General features: G+C 37.2%; 20 protein-coding genes. 8 read left to right on the top strand and 12 right to left on the bottom strand.

Annotated features, from left to right (window positions below; genetic code table 11):
* The first annotated feature begins 263 nt into the window (after positions 1 to 263).
* From AC57AW_RS11055 to AC57AW_RS11070, 4 genes are all read left to right on the top strand, one after another.
* Positions 264 to 1,286, top strand: coding sequence for a terpene synthase family protein (locus tag AC57AW_RS11055; protein WP_496351905.1), 1,023 nt, complete (start codon positions 264 to 266; stop codon positions 1,284 to 1,286).
* A 42-nt stretch (positions 1,287 to 1,328) separates the two neighbouring features.
* Entirely contained in the window at positions 1,329 to 1,505 is a 177-nt protein-coding gene (locus AC57AW_RS11060) for a hypothetical protein (protein ID WP_496351906.1), read from the top strand.
* 126 nt (positions 1,506 to 1,631) lie between these two features.
* Positions 1,632 to 2,537 (top strand): terpene synthase family protein, encoded by a 906-nt coding sequence (locus AC57AW_RS11065; protein ID WP_496351907.1) that lies wholly within the window; start codon positions 1,632 to 1,634, stop codon positions 2,535 to 2,537.
* A gap of 21 nt (positions 2,538 to 2,558) precedes the next feature.
* A complete protein-coding gene (locus AC57AW_RS11070) occupies positions 2,559 to 3,539 on the top strand; it encodes a terpene synthase family protein (protein WP_496351908.1) in 981 nt (326 codons plus the stop codon).
* 227 nt (positions 3,540 to 3,766) lie between these two features.
* Here the strand turns inward: AC57AW_RS11070 and AC57AW_RS11075 are convergent, their stop codons facing one another.
* From AC57AW_RS11075 to AC57AW_RS11100, 6 genes are all read right to left on the bottom strand, one after another.
* Complete coding sequence (locus AC57AW_RS11075; protein ID WP_496351909.1) at positions 3,767 to 4,264, bottom strand: YybH family protein; 498 nt, start codon at positions 4,262 to 4,264, stop codon at positions 3,767 to 3,769.
* 12 nt (positions 4,265 to 4,276) lie between these two features.
* Complete coding sequence (locus AC57AW_RS11080) at positions 4,277 to 4,951, bottom strand: NADPH-dependent F420 reductase (protein WP_496351910.1); 675 nt, start codon at positions 4,949 to 4,951, stop codon at positions 4,277 to 4,279.
* 115 nt (positions 4,952 to 5,066) lie between these two features.
* Positions 5,067 to 5,642 (bottom strand): Crp/Fnr family transcriptional regulator, encoded by a 576-nt coding sequence (locus tag AC57AW_RS11085; protein WP_496351911.1) that lies wholly within the window; start codon positions 5,640 to 5,642, stop codon positions 5,067 to 5,069.
* 125 nt (positions 5,643 to 5,767) lie between these two features.
* On the bottom strand, positions 5,768 to 6,712 hold the full coding sequence (locus tag AC57AW_RS11090) for a 3',5'-cyclic-nucleotide phosphodiesterase (protein ID WP_496351912.1): 945 nt from the start codon (positions 6,710 to 6,712) through the stop codon (positions 5,768 to 5,770).
* Between the two features lie 198 nt (positions 6,713 to 6,910).
* Positions 6,911 to 8,032 (bottom strand): agmatine deiminase family protein, encoded by a 1,122-nt coding sequence (locus tag AC57AW_RS11095; RefSeq protein WP_496351913.1) that lies wholly within the window; start codon positions 8,030 to 8,032, stop codon positions 6,911 to 6,913.
* Between the two features lie 69 nt (positions 8,033 to 8,101).
* Positions 8,102 to 8,926 carry an AraC family transcriptional regulator gene (locus tag AC57AW_RS11100; protein WP_496351914.1) on the bottom strand — a complete coding sequence of 275 codons (825 nt, stop codon included), beginning with the start codon at positions 8,924 to 8,926 and terminating at the stop codon, positions 8,102 to 8,104.
* A 168-nt stretch (positions 8,927 to 9,094) separates the two neighbouring features.
* Between AC57AW_RS11100 and AC57AW_RS11105 the strand changes: the two genes are divergently transcribed.
* The gene (locus tag AC57AW_RS11105) at positions 9,095 to 9,343 is read left to right on the top strand and encodes an FUSC family protein (RefSeq protein WP_496351915.1); all 249 of its coding nucleotides are present in this window, start codon (positions 9,095 to 9,097) and stop codon (positions 9,341 to 9,343) included.
* Position 9,344: 1 nt separating this feature from the next.
* On the top strand, positions 9,345 to 9,752 hold the full coding sequence (locus AC57AW_RS11110) for a YybH family protein (RefSeq protein WP_496351916.1): 408 nt from the start codon (positions 9,345 to 9,347) through the stop codon (positions 9,750 to 9,752).
* 78 nt (positions 9,753 to 9,830) lie between these two features.
* Here AC57AW_RS11110 and AC57AW_RS11115 read toward each other — a convergent pair whose 3' ends face one another.
* The 6 genes from AC57AW_RS11115 to AC57AW_RS11140 form a co-directional block, all read right to left on the bottom strand.
* Positions 9,831 to 11,285, bottom strand: a complete 1,455-nt coding sequence (locus AC57AW_RS11115; RefSeq protein ID WP_496351917.1) for a sigma 54-interacting transcriptional regulator — start codon at positions 11,283 to 11,285, stop codon at positions 9,831 to 9,833.
* 57 nt (positions 11,286 to 11,342) lie between these two features.
* A complete protein-coding gene (locus tag AC57AW_RS11120) occupies positions 11,343 to 12,482 on the bottom strand; it encodes a vWA domain-containing protein (protein ID WP_496351918.1) in 1,140 nt (379 codons plus the stop codon).
* Positions 12,483 to 12,763: 281 nt separating this feature from the next.
* Entirely contained in the window at positions 12,764 to 13,174 is a 411-nt protein-coding gene (locus tag AC57AW_RS11125) for a DUF2000 family protein (protein WP_496351919.1), read from the bottom strand.
* 3 nt (positions 13,175 to 13,177) lie between these two features.
* The gene (locus AC57AW_RS11130) at positions 13,178 to 14,134 is read right to left on the bottom strand and encodes a bifunctional helix-turn-helix transcriptional regulator/GNAT family N-acetyltransferase (protein ID WP_318847910.1); all 957 of its coding nucleotides are present in this window, start codon (positions 14,132 to 14,134) and stop codon (positions 13,178 to 13,180) included.
* Positions 14,135 to 14,352: 218 nt separating this feature from the next.
* Positions 14,353 to 16,125: a flavin monoamine oxidase family protein gene (locus AC57AW_RS11135; protein ID WP_496351920.1), complete on the bottom strand. Its 1,773-nt coding sequence runs from the start codon at positions 16,123 to 16,125 to the stop codon at positions 14,353 to 14,355.
* A gap of 14 nt (positions 16,126 to 16,139) precedes the next feature.
* A complete protein-coding gene (locus tag AC57AW_RS11140; RefSeq protein WP_496351921.1) occupies positions 16,140 to 17,327 on the bottom strand; it encodes an FAD-dependent oxidoreductase in 1,188 nt (395 codons plus the stop codon).
* A 687-nt stretch (positions 17,328 to 18,014) separates the two neighbouring features.
* On the opposite strand from AC57AW_RS11140, the gene AC57AW_RS11145 reads away from it, so the two are divergent.
* Entirely contained in the window at positions 18,015 to 19,748 is a 1,734-nt protein-coding gene (locus AC57AW_RS11145) for a sensor histidine kinase (RefSeq protein WP_496351922.1), read from the top strand.
* Positions 19,726 to 20,379 carry a response regulator gene (locus AC57AW_RS11150; protein WP_496351923.1) on the top strand — a complete coding sequence of 218 codons (654 nt, stop codon included), beginning with the start codon at positions 19,726 to 19,728 and terminating at the stop codon, positions 20,377 to 20,379. Before AC57AW_RS11145 ends, AC57AW_RS11150 begins: the two co-directional genes overlap by 23 nt.
* Positions 20,380 to 20,660: the final 281 nt, after the last annotated feature.

Below are 20,660 nucleotides of genomic sequence, written 5' to 3' on the forward strand. Positions count from 1 at the left end.
GTTGTAAATATGAGTTATTATATTGTTTAGAGTTTAATTATTTGATAATCAATATTTTGTATATTATTTGATAATATTGTGTTTTTTATTTAAAATGTAATATAATTAATTGTATATTTAGTATATAAATAATGATTGTATCTTGTTGTTTATTAGTTATATATATTGTTTTTGAATATATTTTTCAGTTTTTTTTGGTGCTGAATATATTTAACTAAAAATGATATATGGATAAAAAACTATAACTATTAAAACATACAATCATGAGCAACGAAAAATTTAATCCCCTTGAACTTCTCCAGAATAAGTTCAGGTATCCATTCCCAACCCTAAAAAACCCACATGCTGAACAGCTCCAGGAGATTACTGAAAATCAGTGGATTGACGGAGAATATCTGTGGCTCTATGAAAACAATCCTGATGTACGCAAAAAGTACAAAAAAACCAAGACTGCCCATATTGCAGCACAATGGTTTCCAACGGCTTCTGCTGAACGCTTCAGGCCAATATGCAGGCTGATGCTATGGACTCTGTACAATGATGATCTGTATGAGGAAAGTAATCCTGAAGAGATAGATTCTGTACATGGTCAGTCGATCGCAATACTGAATGGCGAGATCACAGCAGCACAATCAGGGATCCCCTTAGGTTCTATGTTGGCTTCATTAAGAGAAGAGCTGCAGCAGTTTATTCCCAAAGAATCAATGCATCGTTTCACACAGATGATCAGCAGATATTTTAAAGGGCTTAAAAAAGAACAGGAATACAAAAAGAATAAGATGTTTCCTACAACGGCAGAATGTATTGTCCTAAGGGAAGATTCCATCTGTCTGTACCCTTTCTTGCAGCTTACTGAAGTTGAAACTGGCATCATCCTGCCTCCGGAGATTCATAATCATCCGGTGATCCTTCGTCTGCAGGCACTTGCCTGCCATCTTGTAACTTTTTTTAATGAAGTTCAATCTGTTGTAAAAGATGAAGCCACAGGTAGTATCTATTATAATATCGTGAAGGTGATCCAGAATGAACGGCGGGTTTCGTTAGAAGAAGCCTGCCTGGAAGACCTGCGCCTCCATAATGAAGATCTCAAGGAGTTTGTAACTCTGCAGGCTTCACTTCCTGACTTCGGTGTATGGCATGAGGCTGTGGTCAATTGGGTACACTATATGAGTATGGTGCTGAGTGGCTGGAAAAATATATCCACCAAGCTCGACCGCTATAACAGAACTGAATTTCCAAGTGCTTCCGAATTAAAAGAAACATTGGGGCAGAACCAACTTCAATAAAATTTGAACAATTACCATGGTATTTGAAAAGTCATTAACCTTATGGTAAGCACAATTGATAACCTGCTATATGTTCGGAACAGAGTGGGGTATACCAATATGTTTTACCTGAGTGAATACATGATCTATGAAATACAGAACGGTTTTATTGCAGCAATCAGTATGCAGAAAAAATCCGGTTGTGATGTATTGAGCATAAAGGAGTTGCTGCTTATTTAAGTACAGCTAATTTTAAATACAGATAAAATGACACCAGAACAATTTAATAGTGCAGACTACTTGCCAAGGGGATGCTACCCATGGCCCGACCTTATAAATCCACATGCTGAACAAATGGGGAAAGATATGGATAGTTGGATTGATAATGATTATACTTTTTTGACCGAAAAACAACGCAAAATTTATAAAAAAATGGAACTTCATATGTGTACTGCACGTATGTGGCCGCACTTAACTTACGAGCAAGCCATTCCATGCAACAGATTCATGCTTCAGTATGTTGCTCTTGATGATCAGGTGGAACATTCGTCCCTTGAGGAAATCCAGCAGTTGCGGATCCGTTGTACAGATATTCTCAGGGGGGCTCACCCAATGCCGGAGGAAAATGCTCTCTATCATCATATGGCAATGATCCGGGATGAATTTCGTGCTTTCATGCCAGATGTATGGTTTGATCGGTTTGTTTACTATTTTTATCAATCCTTCAGATACGGAATAGAATTGGAGTACCCTTACAAAATAGTTCACCGTCCTCCATCATTGAACCTTTACAAAACCATTCGGGAATATTCTGTTCTAATGCGCCCTTATCTGATCTTTGGTGAGATTGAGTCAGGTCTTGTCCTGCCGGAACATATCTTTGAGCATATAGTGGTACAAAAAATGATTTCCCATATGACCCTGGTGGTTGCCTGGCAAAATGATCTTCACTCCCTGCCAAAAGAAATGGCGAAGGGAACAGAGGTTTTCAATCTGGTTTTTGTATTGCAGCAGGAATATGACCTTTCATTGGAAGATGCTTGCGCCGAGGCTTTGCGTATACATAATGAAGAACTGGCTAGTCTGAATGGCTTACATACAGAATATCGTGAGTTTGGCGAATATCAGGAATATGTTGACAAGTTTGTTTACTATGCTGGTGTTGGGCTGCAGGGAGTAAATACTTTTTATCTGGAAACAAACAGATATAAGCATGGAGGAATTGGTTTTGCCTGGCCTGAAGATAATCATGCCGCAAATAAAAGTTTGTAATGTAACCGTAAAATTTTCGAGATGAAACAACAGGATATTCCTATTTTACAATATCCATGGCCCTATGAAATAGGGCCTTTTTCCCAATCATTCTACGAAGAACAGAACGATTGGATTGATACTGATTATCTGTTTATGTCTGAAACTGCCAGAATAAAATATAAGAAACACGGTTTGGTAGAAGCTGCCTCCTATATGTTTCCGGCAGTTAGTACAAAGGAACAGATGAGACCTATAGCCCGATTTATGGTATGGCTTACCTTATTTGATGATTATCACGAACTATGCCCTGTACATGAGCTCGCTGATATCAGGAATCATATCATGGATATTATGATGGGAGCAAAACCAAAGCCGGATGATATTGGACTGATGAGACAGGTCGCCTTAAGCAGGCAGGAATTTCTTCCCTATGTTAATGATGAATGGTTTGAACGCTGGACGAAGAATTTTTATGATTACTCTACCTATGGAGTGATGGAAGAAACTCCGTATAAACTAAAAAAGGAGTTTCCAACCCTGCATACCCTTTTACTGATCCGTGAGTACTCAATTTCAATGTATCCTTATGGTGATCCTGTAGAGCCGGCTATTGATTATATTGTTCCCAAGAACATATCGAATCATCCTATAATTAAACGATTGAAAATGCTCATGTGTCGTATTATGGCTATCCAAAATGACTTTGCTTCTATAGAGAAAGAATTAGCGGTTGATACAGAAGTCCTGAATATTATACTGGTCATCAGAAATCAATATAAGATTTCGTTGGAAGAAGCCATTAAGGAAGCTATGTACATTCATAATACTTATGTTAAAGAATTTGTTGATCTGCAGGATAATCTTCCGGATTTTGGTTCACACCAAAAGTATACAAAACGTTTTGTACATAATATGGCGCTTATGATTTCAGGGCTGGGAGCATGGTATCAGAAAGGGCATTCTACAAGGTATAAAACTCCTGGTGAATATCCGAAACCTGAATATGGGTTGTCTTTATAATATGCCATAAGGTATCAGAATGTAATATTTATTGCCGGGCAGGGCTTATTCATGTATCTTGAATAGGAAATATAAATAGCCAAGCCTATATACCACGTCTGTTATATCAGCAATATTTTATTACGGAATTGTATCGATGTAAAGAAATGGAAAACCTCAATATATCTGCTATATTGAGGTTTTTCGTTGATAAAATATAAGGTTAATATCAAAAACTACTTTATCAATTACTTGGGCTGATTGAACATATACCGCGAAATTTTCCAACTCCCGTTTTCATTTTTCATCAGGAAAAATTCTCTGTTTAATTCTTCCGTTTTCTGATTGTTGGCATGTATAAGCTGTGTTCCGTTTGATTGCGTACGGACAAATGCAGTACTGTTATCCGATAATACAATTTCTTCAATCTTGAACGTTACATTAAGCTGGATAGCCTTGAATACATTTTCATAAGCCGTTGTAAGTTCTGATGTTCCTGCTGCGGTCGGCAGTCCGGTTGGCATAAAAATACCATCAGATGTGTATTGGCTAACCGCCTGTTCTACATTCGATTTATTCAGGGCATCAAAGTAAATGCCTAATGATTTTTCTATTTCTATTTTTGCTGTTTTATTTTCCATTGTTGCCGAATTAATGGTTGTTGAATTATTTTGTTTCTGCTTTGTTGCTTTTTGACAGGCTGTTAAAATTAATAACAGTGCTGCTAATGTGGTGATTCCTTTCATAAAGCAAACGTTTTATTCTTTGGTTGAGTTAAGGGCGTTTTTCGCTTCCTCTAGGGTTACCGTTTTACCCAATCTACCATATTCATGCAGGTCACCAAATACTTCAATGCGGATAGACTGATTGATGCTTCCTATGTGCAGTGGTTCAAAACCGCTGTCAGTAATCAGTTCTTCAATATATTTATTGCTGTTGATGCTGTCTGAAGCGTAGAAAAGAACTTTTCTTTCAGGTTCTGAAAATGCAGCTCCAGATAAAGAGGCAGCTCCCAATGTTCCGAATGCTTTGATAAAGCTGGCATCTTTTGGAATTAAAGGTAAAAGAATCTGGCCGGCAGAAGTATCTTTATCAATAATCTTTTTAAATCCTCCATTTTCATCAGGGGCAATAGGATTAGAGACATCTACGATAATTTTCCCCTTCAGTTCTTCAGCATATTGTTTTAGAAACTCTTTGATCTTATCAAAATAAATTGCAGGAATAATCACATCTGCTTGATCAATTGCCGTGGAAATTTCTTCCGCACTGGCAAGATCACCCAGTTCTCTGGCAAGGATTTTCGCCTTTTCAATTTCCCTTGAGGATATGATGACCGGGTGGCTGCCTTTTACAAGATTAGCGGCAATAGCTTTGCCGATATTTCCTAAGCCTATAATGGCAATTTTTGTTTTTGGATTTTTTGTGTTCATTGCTTTGTTTTAAAAAATTGTTTGTCAATATTGACTTTACAAAGTTGCAATGAACTGTTATTTGCTGCCTATAAGATAGGATAAGAAATACCCTTAATATAGATTAAGGGTACAGTTATTTTTTAAATCGTTCGTTCTTTATTTTACTCAAAAATTCGGCAGTAATGCCCAGGTAGGAAGCTATTTGTGTATTAGGTAATCTGTTTGCTAAATGAGGATATTGACTGATAAAACTTTCATACCGGTCCAGAGCAGTGGTACTGAATGTTTGTAATAAGCGGTCCTGAAGTTCAATGTATTTATTTTCAATGATTACACGAAAATTTCTGTCAAATTTTGGATAATTGGTATATAAAAACCATAAATCTCCTTTTGAAATCTGTAACACTACCGATGGCTCAATGGCTTCAATAAACAGTTTGGAAGGTATTTCTTTGTGAAGACTGCCAATATCTGAAATCCAGTCATCTTCTGTTGCAAAAGCAAGATTATGCTCCACACCCTTATCATCCACACCATACATTTTGAAGCAGCCACTTTGCACGTACGTAAAATATTTGCATACATCTCCTTCCTGCAAAAGAAACTGTCTGCGTTTAATTTTCCTTTCCGTTACACGGTCTTTCAAAGCCTGTATTTCTTCATTGTTTAAAGGAAGATACTTTTTAAAATGATTGATGATATTTTCCAAATGATGGTGTTATTACTATTCAAATATACAAAATGAGAACAGTATGGTTGCGAGAAATCATTCCACCTAAATGATGTAATACAAAAAAAGATGAAGCTTATTTCTGCTTCATCTTTTTATTATTGTTATGGTAAACTAATCTTTTTACCTTGTTCCGGGAAAATATAATTTACTTTTAAAGGATTGTTTTTCAATAACTCTTTTTTGATAAGTTCAGGATTATCTCCTGTTGGTTTTCTATGCGTAACTACGATGCTGAGACCTTCAAGGCTGTTTTGTCCGGTTTTCTCTTTCAGTTTGCCCAGTTCTTCAATAAGCAGGTTAGGAGTAAGGTGGCCAAACAGTAAATGCTCAGGCTGACTGTTGGGGAACGAAACTTCAATGAGTATTGTGTTTAGCTGTCCTTTTTTAACAAGTGGAGCTATTGTACTCCAAAGATGATCAAGACGGTCAGACTTTTCAATGCGGTCAGCACCAGTGTCACCCAGATAAAGCAGATAGTGATCATCTCTTCTTACCAGTGCAGCACTGCTTTTATAAGGGTTTACATGGCTCAGTTCATAGCCTGTTATAAAAAACGGAGTTTTAGGCGCCGGGATTTCAGTTCCTTCCTGAAGTTCATTATAATGGTACTTCCCAAGGATCGGTTTTTGGCCCTGATCAGCAAAATTAATCCAGGTATCTGTGATAAAGTAATGATTTTGCAAAATCTGAATCACAGGAGCTATAGCGAAAATATCCTTTTTAGAATCTGCCGGAGAATTGATGATTAACCCTGATAAATGATCCAAATGCCCATGTGATACAAAATATCCTTTTATCTGATCTTTCAGGACTGTTTCTGTAGATCCGTCAAGACTTTTCAGTTGAATAGCTTTTCGTATTCCTGCATTTACGGTACCAGCATCAAGGCAGAGAAATGAATTGTCTTTCGGAGCGCCTACCAGATAGGCTGATAAATTGTCTTCCTGCTCTCCACCATAGATCCCTAAGGGAATGACATCAAAATTTTGTGCCTGACAAACAATATTCAGAAGTAGGGCCAATAAAGAAACTGCTATTTTTTTCATAATACTTAAACTGGAAACCATCCTTTACTTGATGGACAGAGCAAATTTACGCTATTTTTTGGCGATTGCCTTTCTGTTGTATTAAGAAATGGTGCATAATCAGGTTAAGTATTTAAAAGTCTGGCTCAACGGTATTCTGAGTATGAATGAATAAAGCCCGCTGAATAATCAACAGACTTTATCATTGGGAAGATTATTTTATTGTGGTTGCTGCTGCGTTACACAGTGTACCATTCCTCCATTGGCAAATAAGTTACGGCAGTCTATTCCAACCACTTGTTTACCGGGATACAGCTGTTGGATAATATTGTTGGCAACGGCATCATTCGGATCGTTATAATTAGGTACCAATACACGGTTATTCGCAATATAATAATTGATGTAAGAAGCACGGCCTACATTTTTTCCGTAAGTGGTTATCACGTCATTTCTGGTCAATGGAACTTTTACAAACTGATAAGGAGAACCGTTTTTCGTGGTAGCATCATATAATTTATCAATGTCGCCATCAGGAACCTGCCAGTAGTTTAGATCATCAGGATTCATCGTGATCATCGTAGACGAATTGGCAAACCGGGCAAAACCGTCAATGTGCATATCGGTGATATCAAGACCGGCTTTTCCATTCAGCCAGATAAATTTAGTGACTCCTAAATTTTTTTTGAATATGGCTTCTGCCTGCTGTTGGGTCATCCCCGGATTTCTATTGTTATTAAGGATGGAACTTTTACAGGCCATCAACACTCCGTTTCCATCAATTTCTACACTTCCGCCTTCATTGATCATTACAGAATTGAGGTTGATTTTAGGAACATTGGTATCTGAAGCTATTTTTGAAGGAATTGCATTGCATTTGCTGTAATCAGCTTTGTCACCCCAGCCATTAAATCCCCAATCCTGAATGAATAACTGGCCATTCTGATCCTTTACATAAATAGGACCATTATCTCTTACCCAGAAATCATCTGTCTGATAAAGTTTGAAATTGATATTGGTAAGGGGAACTCCGGCACTGTTTAATAACCCTGTAATACGAGCTTTTTCTGTACCGTCATAAGCGATGATATGAACTTTTTCACTCTGTACCAGTTCTTTGGTCATAGCTACCCAGGTTGCATCCAATCGGTTGCGGTAAGTTGTTCCATACTGATACTGGTGGGGCCATTGAAGCCAGGTTCCTTCGTGTGGAGCAGATTCTTCCGGCATTTTGTAAACTACAGTTCCGGTATTTGCTGCATCTGGAGTTTCTACCGGGTCTGTCTGAGAGCAGGACAGTAAAAGAGCTGGTAATAACAGGAACATGATTTTCTTTTTTTGCATAATTGATCTATTTTTAACAGGGCAAAATTAGATCGATAAAAATGTGAAAACTTGTCCCAAATTGACAACTTACTTCAAAGGCAGTAAAATATACATAAGTTGTTCTTCCTGATTATCATTCTGTTCCACATGCCTTTCGTATTTTTCTATAATAGGAGAGTGCGAAAATTGAAGACCAGAATTAAAAATCCATCGGGAGTAGATTTTGGTGTAGGTTTCGTCTATCGTTTCATAGCTTCCTGTATGGATAAAACGGGCATATTTACCCCCGAATATTGTTTTTGAAGGTAGTTTCTTGTTTCCAGACTGTACAGAAGCACATGCATCATACCGGCAGTTGATTTCTGTTTTAATTAATGGTTCATCTGCTATAACTCCAAAATATTCTGTTTTGGAGTCAGGAAAATCGTTTTGCATGAAGTTTTCCCACAATACTTCAATTTCATCATTGTTATAATACGTTTTAATACTTTGGTAGTACACCTGCAGCGGTTTGAGATATACAATTTCCGGTTCCAGCAATACATCAGATGTTACCGGAATAATCTCATCTTCACAAAGAAGCTGTTCCTTACTTAATCTTGCTGCTTTGGGTGAAATTCCGAAATGCTGTTTAAAAGCCTTGGAAAAAGAAGCAATATTGGCAAATCCCACTTCAATAGCAATTGTGGTGAGATTTTCCTGGGTATAAAGAATCCGCTTATAGGCATTTTCTACCTTCAGTCTTTGCTGGAAAGCGCCTATGGTTTCTCCGCAGCTGTACTTAAAAATGCGCTGGATATTCCGGTAAGAATAATTGGAAATTTCTTCCAGTTCCTTTACAGAGACGGGCTGGTCATAATTCTTTTCCATGAAATTGATGACTTTGTAAATACAGTTCAGGTTGTCTTCCATAAGCTTTGAAATTTTCAGAAATAAGAGGTCTGAAATACATTACAAATAAAAGAAATAAAAAAATGTCTTCACAATATTGTACTTTAGCTTTCGGTAAAAATAAATCCGGAAACCATAATTTTTACCATTTTAAAAACAAAAAATAACCCAAAAACTTGAAATAAAACCATGGAAAAAGAATTGTCAGAATTAACCGACCATGAATTATTAAAAAAGAAAAAAGAAATCAAATCCAATAACATTCTCAACGCTGTAATTCTGGGAGTAATGGTAGGTATTTCGATTTATAGCACCATAACTGGCGGTTTCGGATTTCTGACCGTTTTGCCCCTATTTTTTGTAGGTTCTATCGCTAGCCGCTGGAATAAAAACAAAAAGCAGTTAGAAGAAGAACTAAACTCGAGAAATTTAAAATAAAATGCAGGACTTTAACAGACAAACAGAAGCGGGAGCAGTAGCCTATTTCCGTCATTGTATAAAAAACGGAGATGAGGCAGGAGCATTAAGCTGTTTCCATCCTGAAGCAGTTTACATTGATAGAGATGGGAGAGAGCTGAGAGGTCTTGAACGGATAAGTATGGCAATGAATGAGATCTGCAGATTACACCTGGATATACAAGGAGAAGCTCCCCATGTGACCGTTGTAAATGATCTTGCGATGTGGCTTGATCAATGGGAAATGACAGGAACTGCTCCGGACGGACACCCTATACATATGACGGGTCATACTTCCTGCATCATGAAAAAAAATGAAGATGGAGAATGGCTGTGGCTGGTCGACAATCCTTTTGGTTCTGCTATACTTAAAAATGATAATATGGTGTAAAGTCTTTCGGAAACAAATAAAACCCCTTCAGATTTACTCTGAAGGGGTTATTTTTAATCTGTTGGCTTATTAATGGATCTAGTTTCGCAAAAACTGACCAATTCCAGGTGAATCAAAAGTAAAAGCATTTTGATTTTCAGACTTATCAATTTTATTATTGATCGTCAATGCCCATAATACTAATTCTTTACAGAAATTCTGATCTTCCGGACTCAGTTCAGACGTATTTTCTTCCACTACGGCAGCGAGAGGAGTTATCCCATCGAGTTTAGCATAAAATTCTTCATCCGTATCATTATAATTAAGTTCCAAATGATTTTTATTGAACCATCTGATCAGGTCGGTATAAGGAGTTTTGATGCCTTCTTTTTCAAGCTTGGAAATGCGCGGGAACAGACTTTCAAATTGAGTCATAACCGCTTTGTCAATCAATATTTTGGCAACATAATCAGCACCTTCCTGCTCTCCTTCATATACCAGTTCAATTTTCCCTGTGATGGATGGGATAATGGACATGAAATCAAGCAAACGGACAGTAGTTCGTTCAGCTCCGGATTCTATCAAACGTAATTTGGCTGCTGCAATTAAATTCTCCATGGCACTGATCGTCAGACGGGCACTGACGCCACTTTTTGCATCTACATATTCACTGATACGTGCTGCAAAAGCAACTTCCTCCAAAAGATCTTTCGCCAGGTCAGGAATCTGTATCTGTGCTTTGTCTTCAGCAGAAATCAATGCCTCCTGTTCTGTGATCTGACGGGCAAGCGCAATTGTTTTTGGATAATGGGTGAAAATCTGTGACCCGATTCTGTCTTTCAATGGCGTTACAATACTTCCTCTGTTGGTATAATCTTCCGGATTGGCCGTAAACACAAACTGAATGTCAAGCGGCATTCTCAACTGAAATCCACGGATCTGAATATCTCCTTCCTGCAAAATATTAAAAAGGGAAACCTGAATTCTTGCCTGTAAATCCGGTAGTTCATTTAAAACAAAAATAGAACGGTTAGCACGTGGAATCATTCCATAATGCAAAACACGCTCGTCGGAATAAGGTAGTTTTAAAGTAGCCGCTTTGATGGGGTCTATATCACCAATTAAATCGGCAACATTCACATCAGGAGTCGCCAGTTTTTCATAGAAACGGTGAGAACGGTGTACCCACGAAATCGGAGTTTCATCACCCAGCTCTTCAATGAGATCTTTGGCATATTTTGAAATTGGCTGGAATGGACTGTCATTGATTTCCGATCCTTTTACAACAGGCATATACTCATCAAGAAGATTGACCATGCTTCTTGCAATTCTTGTTTTTGCCTGTCCGCGTAAGCCTAGTAAATTGATGTGGTGGCCGGCAAGAATGGCTTTTTTCAATTGGGGAACTACGGTGTCTTCATAGCCCCAAAGCCCTTCAAATACAGGTTCTTTAGCTTTAATCCTGGCAATTAAGTTGGCCTGAATTTCCTCATTAATCGTTTTATGGGTATAACCGGAGTCTTTTAATTCTTTGAATGTAATATCGTTTTTCATTGTCTTATCTGCTAAGATTTTATTTTAATGCTTTGATAGAAGTCTGAAATCTGACCTCTATATTCTTCTTATTCTGTTTTTTTCGTAATCCTCGAAGATCATTTGTCCTAAACCTGATAGTCCTGTCAGAAATGCTTTTCCTTTGTTCTGAGCCGTAAATTCTTCTACAAACTGACGCAGGTAAGGATCTTGGGCAATCATGAAAGTGGTGATAGGAATTTTCAGCTTTCTGGCTTGCGCTGCTCTGTTGAGGCATTGGGTAACAATCTTTTCATCCAAACCAAAACTGTTCATATAAAATTCTCCGCTGGGCAGCTGAATACAGCTCGGTTTTCCGTCGGTAATCATGAAAATCTGCTTGTTGGTATTTCTTTTTCTGCGAAGAATATCCATTGCCAGCTCCAGACCGGCTACCGTATTGGTATGGTAAGGGCCTACTTTTAAATAGGGAAGGTCTTTGATCTTGATCGGCCACGCTTCATTTCCAAAAACAATGATATCAATGGAATCTTTGGGGTATTTCCGTTTAATCAGTTCCACAAGTGCCATGGCAACTTTTTTCGCCGGAGTAATGCGGTCTTCACCGTATAAAATCATGGAGTGGCTGATGTCGATCATCAGGACAGTACTCATCTGGGCCTTATGTTTGGTTTCCTCTACGATAAGATCGTCCTCTGTAAGTCGCAGATCTGAAATTCCATTGTTGATCTGAGCGTTTTTTAGGCTTTCAGTCATGTTTACGGCGGCTAAGTCGTCTCCATACTGGAAGGAACGGTTTTCACCATCACGTTCGTCGCCAATTCCCGTTTTGCTGGTGCGGTGATTTCCTGCTCCGTTTTTCTTCAGCTTTCCGAATATCTGATCTAAAGCATACTCACGAAGGGCTGCTTCCAGTTTTGGAGTTAATATATTTTTACCTTTTCCGCTTCCGGTATTGCCTTCTTCGGGATCTTCCTCTTTTATATAACCCCGTTTTTTCAGATCTTCTTCAAAATCCTGAAGGGTATATTCCTCATCGAAAATGTCATATTCCTTATCCAGCATATCAAGCCATTCGAAGGCTTCTTCAAGATCTCCGGAGGTGTGGGTAAGCAAATCTTTGAAAACATCAAAGACCCGGTCAAAATGCGATAATTCCTCAGGCACATGTTTACTGAATATAAAGCCTTTTCCGGGATTAAAATTTTTATCTGTCATAAGATGATGAAGCTGTTTTGCTGTTATTTGCCTTTGAATATTTCAGAGCATATAATGATTTGTCTGAAGTATTCTTTAATTCGTTTCAAACGGAAAAGTTAGGAAAATATCATCTCAAGATCCCCTTAGAAAAATAGAAAATACTAATGATTATGATATGGAATAAGAATATAAGATCTCACGTTTTCCAATCGTTGAATATTAGATGATATAAAAAAATGCACAAGATAATCGTTGCGCATATTTAGTATTATAAGAAATTGGCTTTTAATAAGTAGTTTTTATTCGTGATATTTTAACCCGTCTAAGGCTTTGTCAACCTTTTTATTTTCACCATATACAATTATACCAACCAGATCCAGATGATCTGCAGTATGTTTTGCTATTTCGAGAACATTTTCTTCACCTGATCTGGTATCAAAGAGCTGTTGGGTATAGATTCCTATTGCCAGTTCACGGTCTTTTGCCCGGCGGAATGCTCTCTGAAGCTTTTCTGTACTGTCTGCTTTATAGATAAGAGTAGGGTGCTTTATAAAAGCCAGGAATTCCTCGTGGTCAGCTGTTATGAATTTTTCGCCATGGGTTTCCGGAAATTCAATAGCAATGCTGCCAGCTAAAAAAGAAACAACATTAAGTTTTTGCCATGGCAACAGGTCATCTTGGATAACGATAGCTACTTTTTTATCGTACATATTTTAATTTTTTACATTTAATTCCATCTGAATATTACAGCGCTGATAAGGAGTTGAACGTCCGGATACTTTCTGGAAACCCAGTTTGTAATACAGATTAATGGCTGGCTTCAGGATGGTATTGCTTTCAAGATATATTTTGGATGCTCCGGATTCTTTTGCTTTGCCGATGATAGCCTGTCCCAGCAGCCAGCCTATATTCTTTCCTTGTGCTTTGGGAGATACAGCCATTTTTGCCAGCTCAAAATCATAATCAGGATCATCCATTTTGATAAGAGCACAGACCCCGAGAGGTTCTTCATTGTATAAGGCAACAAGAATTTTTCCACCTTTATTTAAAATGTATTCTTCAGGGTTATCCAACGCTTTATAGTCGGCATCTTCCATTTCGAAATAAGCAGAGATCCATTCTTCGTTAAGTGCTTTGAATGCGGATTGGTATTTCGGATCATAATCAACGATCTTTACATTTTTACTTTCGCGGGCTTTTTTCTGTTCTTTTACTCTTGAAAGCAAAGATTTTTGTTCAAAAAGGTGCTCCCATTCTGCAAGTGCTTCCCAGAGATTGTGAGTGGCTTCGCCAATCATCTCATCGATGGCATGATCAATATCTGTGCACTGGATTTTTATATTTTCAGAAAGTTCTTTTCCTTTTTCCGTAAGTCCTGCAATATTTCTCCTTTTATCATCTGATTGCTGATTGTCCTTAACTAATCCTGCAGTGGTCATTTCCTTGATGATTTTGGTTACTGATGGTTGAGAATGTCCTATTTCTTCAGCAATTTCGGTAATGGTCTTTGAACCTCCTTCGGAGAGAACAAAAAATACCGGAAACCATTTTGGTGAAAAATCAACACCATAAAGTTCGTAGATCTTTGCTGCTTCTTCTGTAATATTTGAAGCCATAAACCGCAATCTGCTTCCCAATGCAATCTTTCCTGTTTTTTCAAATAAGTCCATAAGTATAATTAATTATATAACTAGTTATGCAAATGTAATGAATTAATGAATATTGTAATAAATATTTTGAGTGAAAAATTTAAAAATAAATTTAATGTATTTGAATTGAGTGTGTTACGGGTTTTAAAAACTTGAGTTAATCCGAATAAAAACAATAAAGCTCCGAAACAATCCGGAGCTTTATTTATACACATCATCTTACTATTATGTATTTAAGATTACCATCCTAAATAATATTCACGATCCAGCCAGTACGGCCAGTCTAATTTAAAATGGGTCTGAAGCATTTTTTCAGCTTCACAGAAAGCGCCTTCTACCCAGCCTTGCTGATCTGAATAGGCTTCCCCAATAATATGAATATGTTCATCTATTAAAGGTTTTCTCATATAAGGCATGACATCTTTCACTGAGAAACCAGCCTTCCATGCGTGGTATCCTGCACCGTAAGGATCATCGGTCCAGTCTCTGAAATAAGTTACATAAGGCTGCGGAATATCTATACCGTGTAATTCTTTCAGCTGGTTCATCAATTCATTCACCATGAATTCTGTAGCCTGAACATCATCAAACTTATGCAATTCTTCCAGTGACGCAGATCTTGCAGCTCTTACTTTAAACAAAACTTTGTCATCAGAAAGTGCTTTCCAGAATGTTTCGGTTTCCATATCACCATAACTTCCCAGTAACATTGAGTTTTTGGTCTCAGTATCAGTACCGAAATAATAACACTGTCTCATAGGCAAGTCTGTAATGGAATGTCCGGAATCAATCCCCAGATCTCTCCACCACGGACCTTCAAAGCCCATCAGGATTTTAAATGCCGGTTCCATGATAATAGAACGGATATTTTTATTCAGTTCCTGATGCCTGTTAGCGTCAAAAAAGAAGTTATTCTGATCCAGAAGTTCGAGAGATTTTCTCGGCATACCCAACACAATTGAATTGGCATACACTTTCCATGTCGTGTTACTCTGTATATTCAGGAAAGTAAGTTCGTATTTATGAGTTGCGGTTAAATGATGATCTTTGGTAAAGGTAATCAGCTTATTTTCGGACCAGATGCGTGCTCCTTCATATTCCATATAGTTGTTGGCTATTGCATAAGCAATGCTGTCATAGCCTTCTTCAATGGTTTTGTAGGTAGTATTGGCAGAAAAATCTCCTACCATATACGGAAATGCCTCAGCAGAATTCCAGTTGATGGTATTGGAATAATATCCTCCGGCGTTGGCCAAAAACTCATAGCCTTCCTGAGAAACCTGATCCTTGATTAAATTCCAGAAACCGATATCATTTACCAGACGTTTGTCATAAGGAGAACCAGAAAAATTATAGATCAGCCTTGGTTTTATAACATCCCAATCCCGGCTGGTCAGTTTGAATGTATAATCATAGCCATTAGGATCTGCGATGATCAATTCTTTATAATTTTCGGCCACCCATGCATCTGCCATTAAAACATTATAAATGATCTTATTGAATAACTGATCAGAGCTGAAACCTTCATCCCCTTCATTCAGATAATAACGGGTAATCAGTTTGTTGTCATGGCTCTGTTCTTCTGTCCAGGCATTCTGTTTGAAACGTTCTTTTCGGATGTACATCAGGAGTTTTTCAGGCTCTCCCATATGGAATGGGATAGGAGTCATCTTATCTTTCAGAACAGGAGTTCTCTTGCTTAAATCTTCTTCTTTTAATGGATAACCCTCGATCAATGTGGTTACAATTTCCTGAGAAGTCAGATAACGCATTCCTCCGAGCTCACCCCAGAAATTCATTCCCGGCATAACTACGGATTCCAGTCTTCCGCCCAACTTGTCACTCATATCGAAGATCTGTACTTCATGAGCCTTATACTTATTATCAGTAACCAGGCGGAAAGCAGTATATAATCCGGAAGTTCCGGCACCAATAATGGCTACTTCTACTTTCAGATCGGGCTGCATTCCCGGATACAATGGTGTATCTTTATTTACGTTTTCTCTGTTCATGGCTTTATAATTTTTTAAAGTGCTAAGAAATATTTATATCCTAATCGGAATGGAGTAATGTCAAAATCGGTATGTCCGTCTAATGCCAGATCAGACATGATTTTTCCTAAAAAAGGGGTGAATTTTGCAGCCCATCCTGTGGCATAGACCACAATGTTTTTATGATTGGGTACATAGGAAGGTGCAAAATCAATCAGCAACTCTTTATTGGGAATGGTGCTTAAAGCGATAAGACATGTCGAGGTATATTCCGGTACTATGCTGAGACCAGTCATATGATTGTGTATCCACTGGGATGTGTAGGCAAGTTCCTGCGGATTCGGAATCAATGTTCTGTCGTTTGGTTCTTCCAAAGGATTGATGACAAAATCAGGTGCTACACGTATGTATTCCGGATGGTCCCATTCAACGGAAGGAAAACCATAAAACTGGTTGCCGTTATCTCCTGTTGCATTCTGGAACACAAACCAGGTTGGATATTGTATAGAAGGATCGGTCTTTTTGAAATAAGCAGAAGACATATTCCAGTAAGAAGCTTCTATTTTAAAATCCAGTAAGTTGATTACACTGTTGATGTAAGGCCCAGGGATAATGGCCAGTTTTTTGGCGATATAAATTCCGTTGGGAGTGGTCAGCTCAAAAAGTTCACCGTTTTGTTTGATCTCAAGTACAGGAGAGTCTTCTCTGAGCTCTACGGTTTCTTCTTTTTGGCAAAGGCTTAAAAGCGTTTCAATAGTTGCTTTAAAATTAATGCTGGCTCCATCAGGCTGAAAAAGGCCTACATAGTTATCCGGCAGGTTTTTGAAGTGATACTGCTCTTCAATTTCCTTTGAAGTTAAGTTGGTATAGGGAACGCCTAAAGCTTCTAAAGCTTTCTCAGCTTCGGCAATATTACCTTCTGTAGAATGTACTTCGGGATCTCCAAACCACAGTGTGCCTACTTTATCAAGCAATTGGGTATCGGTCTTTTTTTGAAGCTCATCCCAATAAGGCTGAGAATCCAAAGCCATTTGTATCATATATTCATCAGGATAAGGAATCCGGAACTGGCGGGATACTCCTGCAGAGCTGCCCAGCTGATTCACAAAAGTGTATTGTTCCAGTACTAATGTCTTAGCCTGGCGCTGACCGAGATGATAGGCTGTTGCCAGACCTATTGCTCCTCCACCAATGACGATTACGTCATAGTTTTCTGTAATCATAGGTTATTTATTTTTATTTTTTATAATCATATTGAAGAGATACAGAAAAGTAAAGACAGCCATATGTAGAAATGTACCATCATTACTGATCTTCATAATCTCCGAATTCTGTTCATATGATAGATTAAGTATAGAGACGAATCTGCCGGTACATGTGAATATCATGGTTTCCCATAGAATATTATCACTATTAATAAGCATTTCAAAGTAACAAAGAAGAGGGTATATGTTCTTAGAGTGTAAATAACCAATTTTTGCATTGGGTAGAAATACCTAATGATGAGAAAAGCTTGTATGGAAGGAAGTTTTAACCTTTAAAAAAAATATTGGAGAGATAGAAGTAAGTTTGTAATTTTATACATCATTTTATCAATTATTGTTTACCATTTATAACAAAATAGATATAGGGCGAATATTTTACTGAGCCTCATTTTTTGCAATTGATCTAAAAAAATGAGTTTACGTGAATAAAACTTAATGCTTATAAGGTGTTTTGATAGAAAATAAAATTCATTTTTGAAGGTTTAATCAAATATTCATTATTATAAGAAGACAAAAATTACTTTAACTTTGCAAATTGGATGGTATATCCTTATTATGGAATTGCTGAAAATAATGGTATATTGTTGAAAATTAATGCCAAATGGACTCATGTAGTCAGGAAATTGATTTAACTGATAAACAAATATGAAATATAAATTCTTAAATTTTAAATTGAGAAAAGTTGTTCATTACTCATTGATCCTTTGTATCTTACTGATACAGGTCATTATCGCCATTTTTTTTTATAATGAATTTGTCAACGGAAAGAAGCTGAAGTTTATTAAAGATCAGCTTGAAGAAACCCGTGCATTGGGCGGATTGACGGATAATTCCAGAAAAGATTTTATGGATGCGCAGGATCATCTTCAAAGATATATGGCTACTCAGGATAATGATGACCTGCAGCTCTATTTTCAGTCATTGAGAAAACTTAAAATGAATTTTGATAAGATTGGTCAATATGAAAATACAAGCCCAAGGCTAAAAAAAAATCTGGCTGCTCATAGACAGGATACGCTGAAGACGGCCAAACTGAAAACATTGATAGATTCAGTATATCAGAGTTCCTTGAATCCACCTCAAAAGATTGAGGATAAGCAATATGAACCTGCAAAGTATAAAAATGATTTTGACGATTTGAAAATCCAGACCCGTACTTATGCCGACACTGTTAAAAAGAAAGGCTTTTTCGGCCGTTTAAAAGATGCTGTAACAGGGAAAGTGGATGTACAGAAAGAAAGTACTGTGATCACGATGACCAACAACAAAACCATAGATCTTTCTCAGGTAAAATCCAAAATGGATAACACGATAAAGTCTATGGATAAGCACTATGCCGCTGAAGTAAAGAAGGTACAGATGCTTGCCGCACAACGTCAGAAGAATAATCTACAGTTTTACAGTAACTTTAGTAAACTGCTGGTTTACAGTAATGGACTGATAGAAGTTTACGAAAATGCCATCAAGGATTTTAAAACAGAATTGGAAAAAGAGTATAACGAGCAGAGTTCCAATAATAATACAATCAGGACTTATCTGGTATTGGGATTGATGATTCTGATGTTTATTGTATCTATTCTGATCATGTATTTTACAAGAGTAGCATTTATATATGAGCGGAAACTGAATGCTGCAAATAAAGAGATTAAAAAGAACCTTAATTTTAAAAATAGAATTCTGGGAATGCTGAGCCATGATCTGAGATCCCCGTTAAAAATTATCAATATTTTTATAGATAAAATCCACAGAACCACAGAGGATGAAACGATAAAAGATTATCTTAAATCTATCAAGTTTACCAACAGCACTCTGCTTCTGCAATCTAACCAGATCCTGGAATATACTAAAAATGAAAATGCTGAAAAAGAACTTATAAAATCGGTTTTCAATCTTAAAGATGAGATCAGTTCTATTGTGAAGGTGATTACTCCTTATCTGGAAACCAGAAATAACAGGTTTGCGGTAACAGACAGAATTCCTGAAAACCTAGAGGTATATTCTGATAATATAAGAATCAACCAGATTTTTATGAATATTCTTGGGAATGCCAACAAGTTTACAGAAAATGGTCAGATTGATCTTGTTATGGTCACAGAACCCATAGGAGAAAACCAAATTTCTCTGATTACAACGGTAGCAGATACCGGAGTAGGGATATCAGAATCTGATCTTGGTAAAATTTTTGATCCTTATTATCAGGGAATGGTATCTGATGAAGTAGATAATCTGGGGGCCGGTTTAGGTCTTAATCTTGTAAAAGAAATTGTAGAGCTTTTCAATGGTGATATATCAGTTGAAAGTAAATTGCATAAAGGAACAAAAGTGACATTCAGTATCAATTTAAATACTAATAATAATGGAAATACCAATTCAAAATAAAGAGATAATATTCCTGCTGGCAGACGATCACAGCATTGTACGCCAGGGAATGGAAATTGTTATCAGTGATATTGCTCCTCACGCAAAAGTTTATCAAACTTCATCTTTACACCAGGTATTGGAGCTGATAGAATCAAAAGGTATTGAGATGGCGATCATTGATGCCCATTTTCCGGACGGAAACAGTCTGCATATTCTGCCTCAGATGAAAAGTGTAAATCCAGATCTTAAGGTTTTGATTTTTACAGGACTAGAAGAGGATCTGCATGGCCTTAAATTTATCAAAGCGGGTGCCAACGGCTACCTGAGCAAATTAAGTGAAGAGGAAGAGGTAAGGGAAGCGATCACAACTTTTATAGAGAAAGGAGAGTATTTCTCTGATCTTTTGCGGAATCTATTGGTTCAGTTTGTGTACAATCCAGATCTGATAAGTCCTCTCAATAGTCTGACCAAACGGGAACTGCAGATTGCAGAACTCTATGCGGAAGGATATGGAAACCTGGAAATTTCAAATAGCCTGAATATCAAACAGAATACAGTGAGCACAATCAAAAAAAATATCTTTGAAAAACTAAAGATAGAGAACATGGTTGAGCTGGTGGACCTCATTAAAACACACCATAAACTATAGCAGTCTGTAGGAGATTCTGCACTTCTTATTATCAGAGAATTTGATTTTATCGATAAATATCTATAGATGGGTCGAGATGTATCGATGGGGTTTATAGAGGATTTTATTTTGTAATGTTGTTCCTTTGTACTGTGAAATTTAAGTAATGAAAAAAGTAAATGAGAATTGCTTATTCAGGTTTTAAATTTCATACACAAAACAACAAATGATTATAATTATTCAATTAATAAATGATAATTATAGAAACACAAATGATGAAATTTATAAACACACTGATGAAA

Source organism: Chryseobacterium sp. BGA-UO-ETr-SB22 (assembly GCF_059567885.1).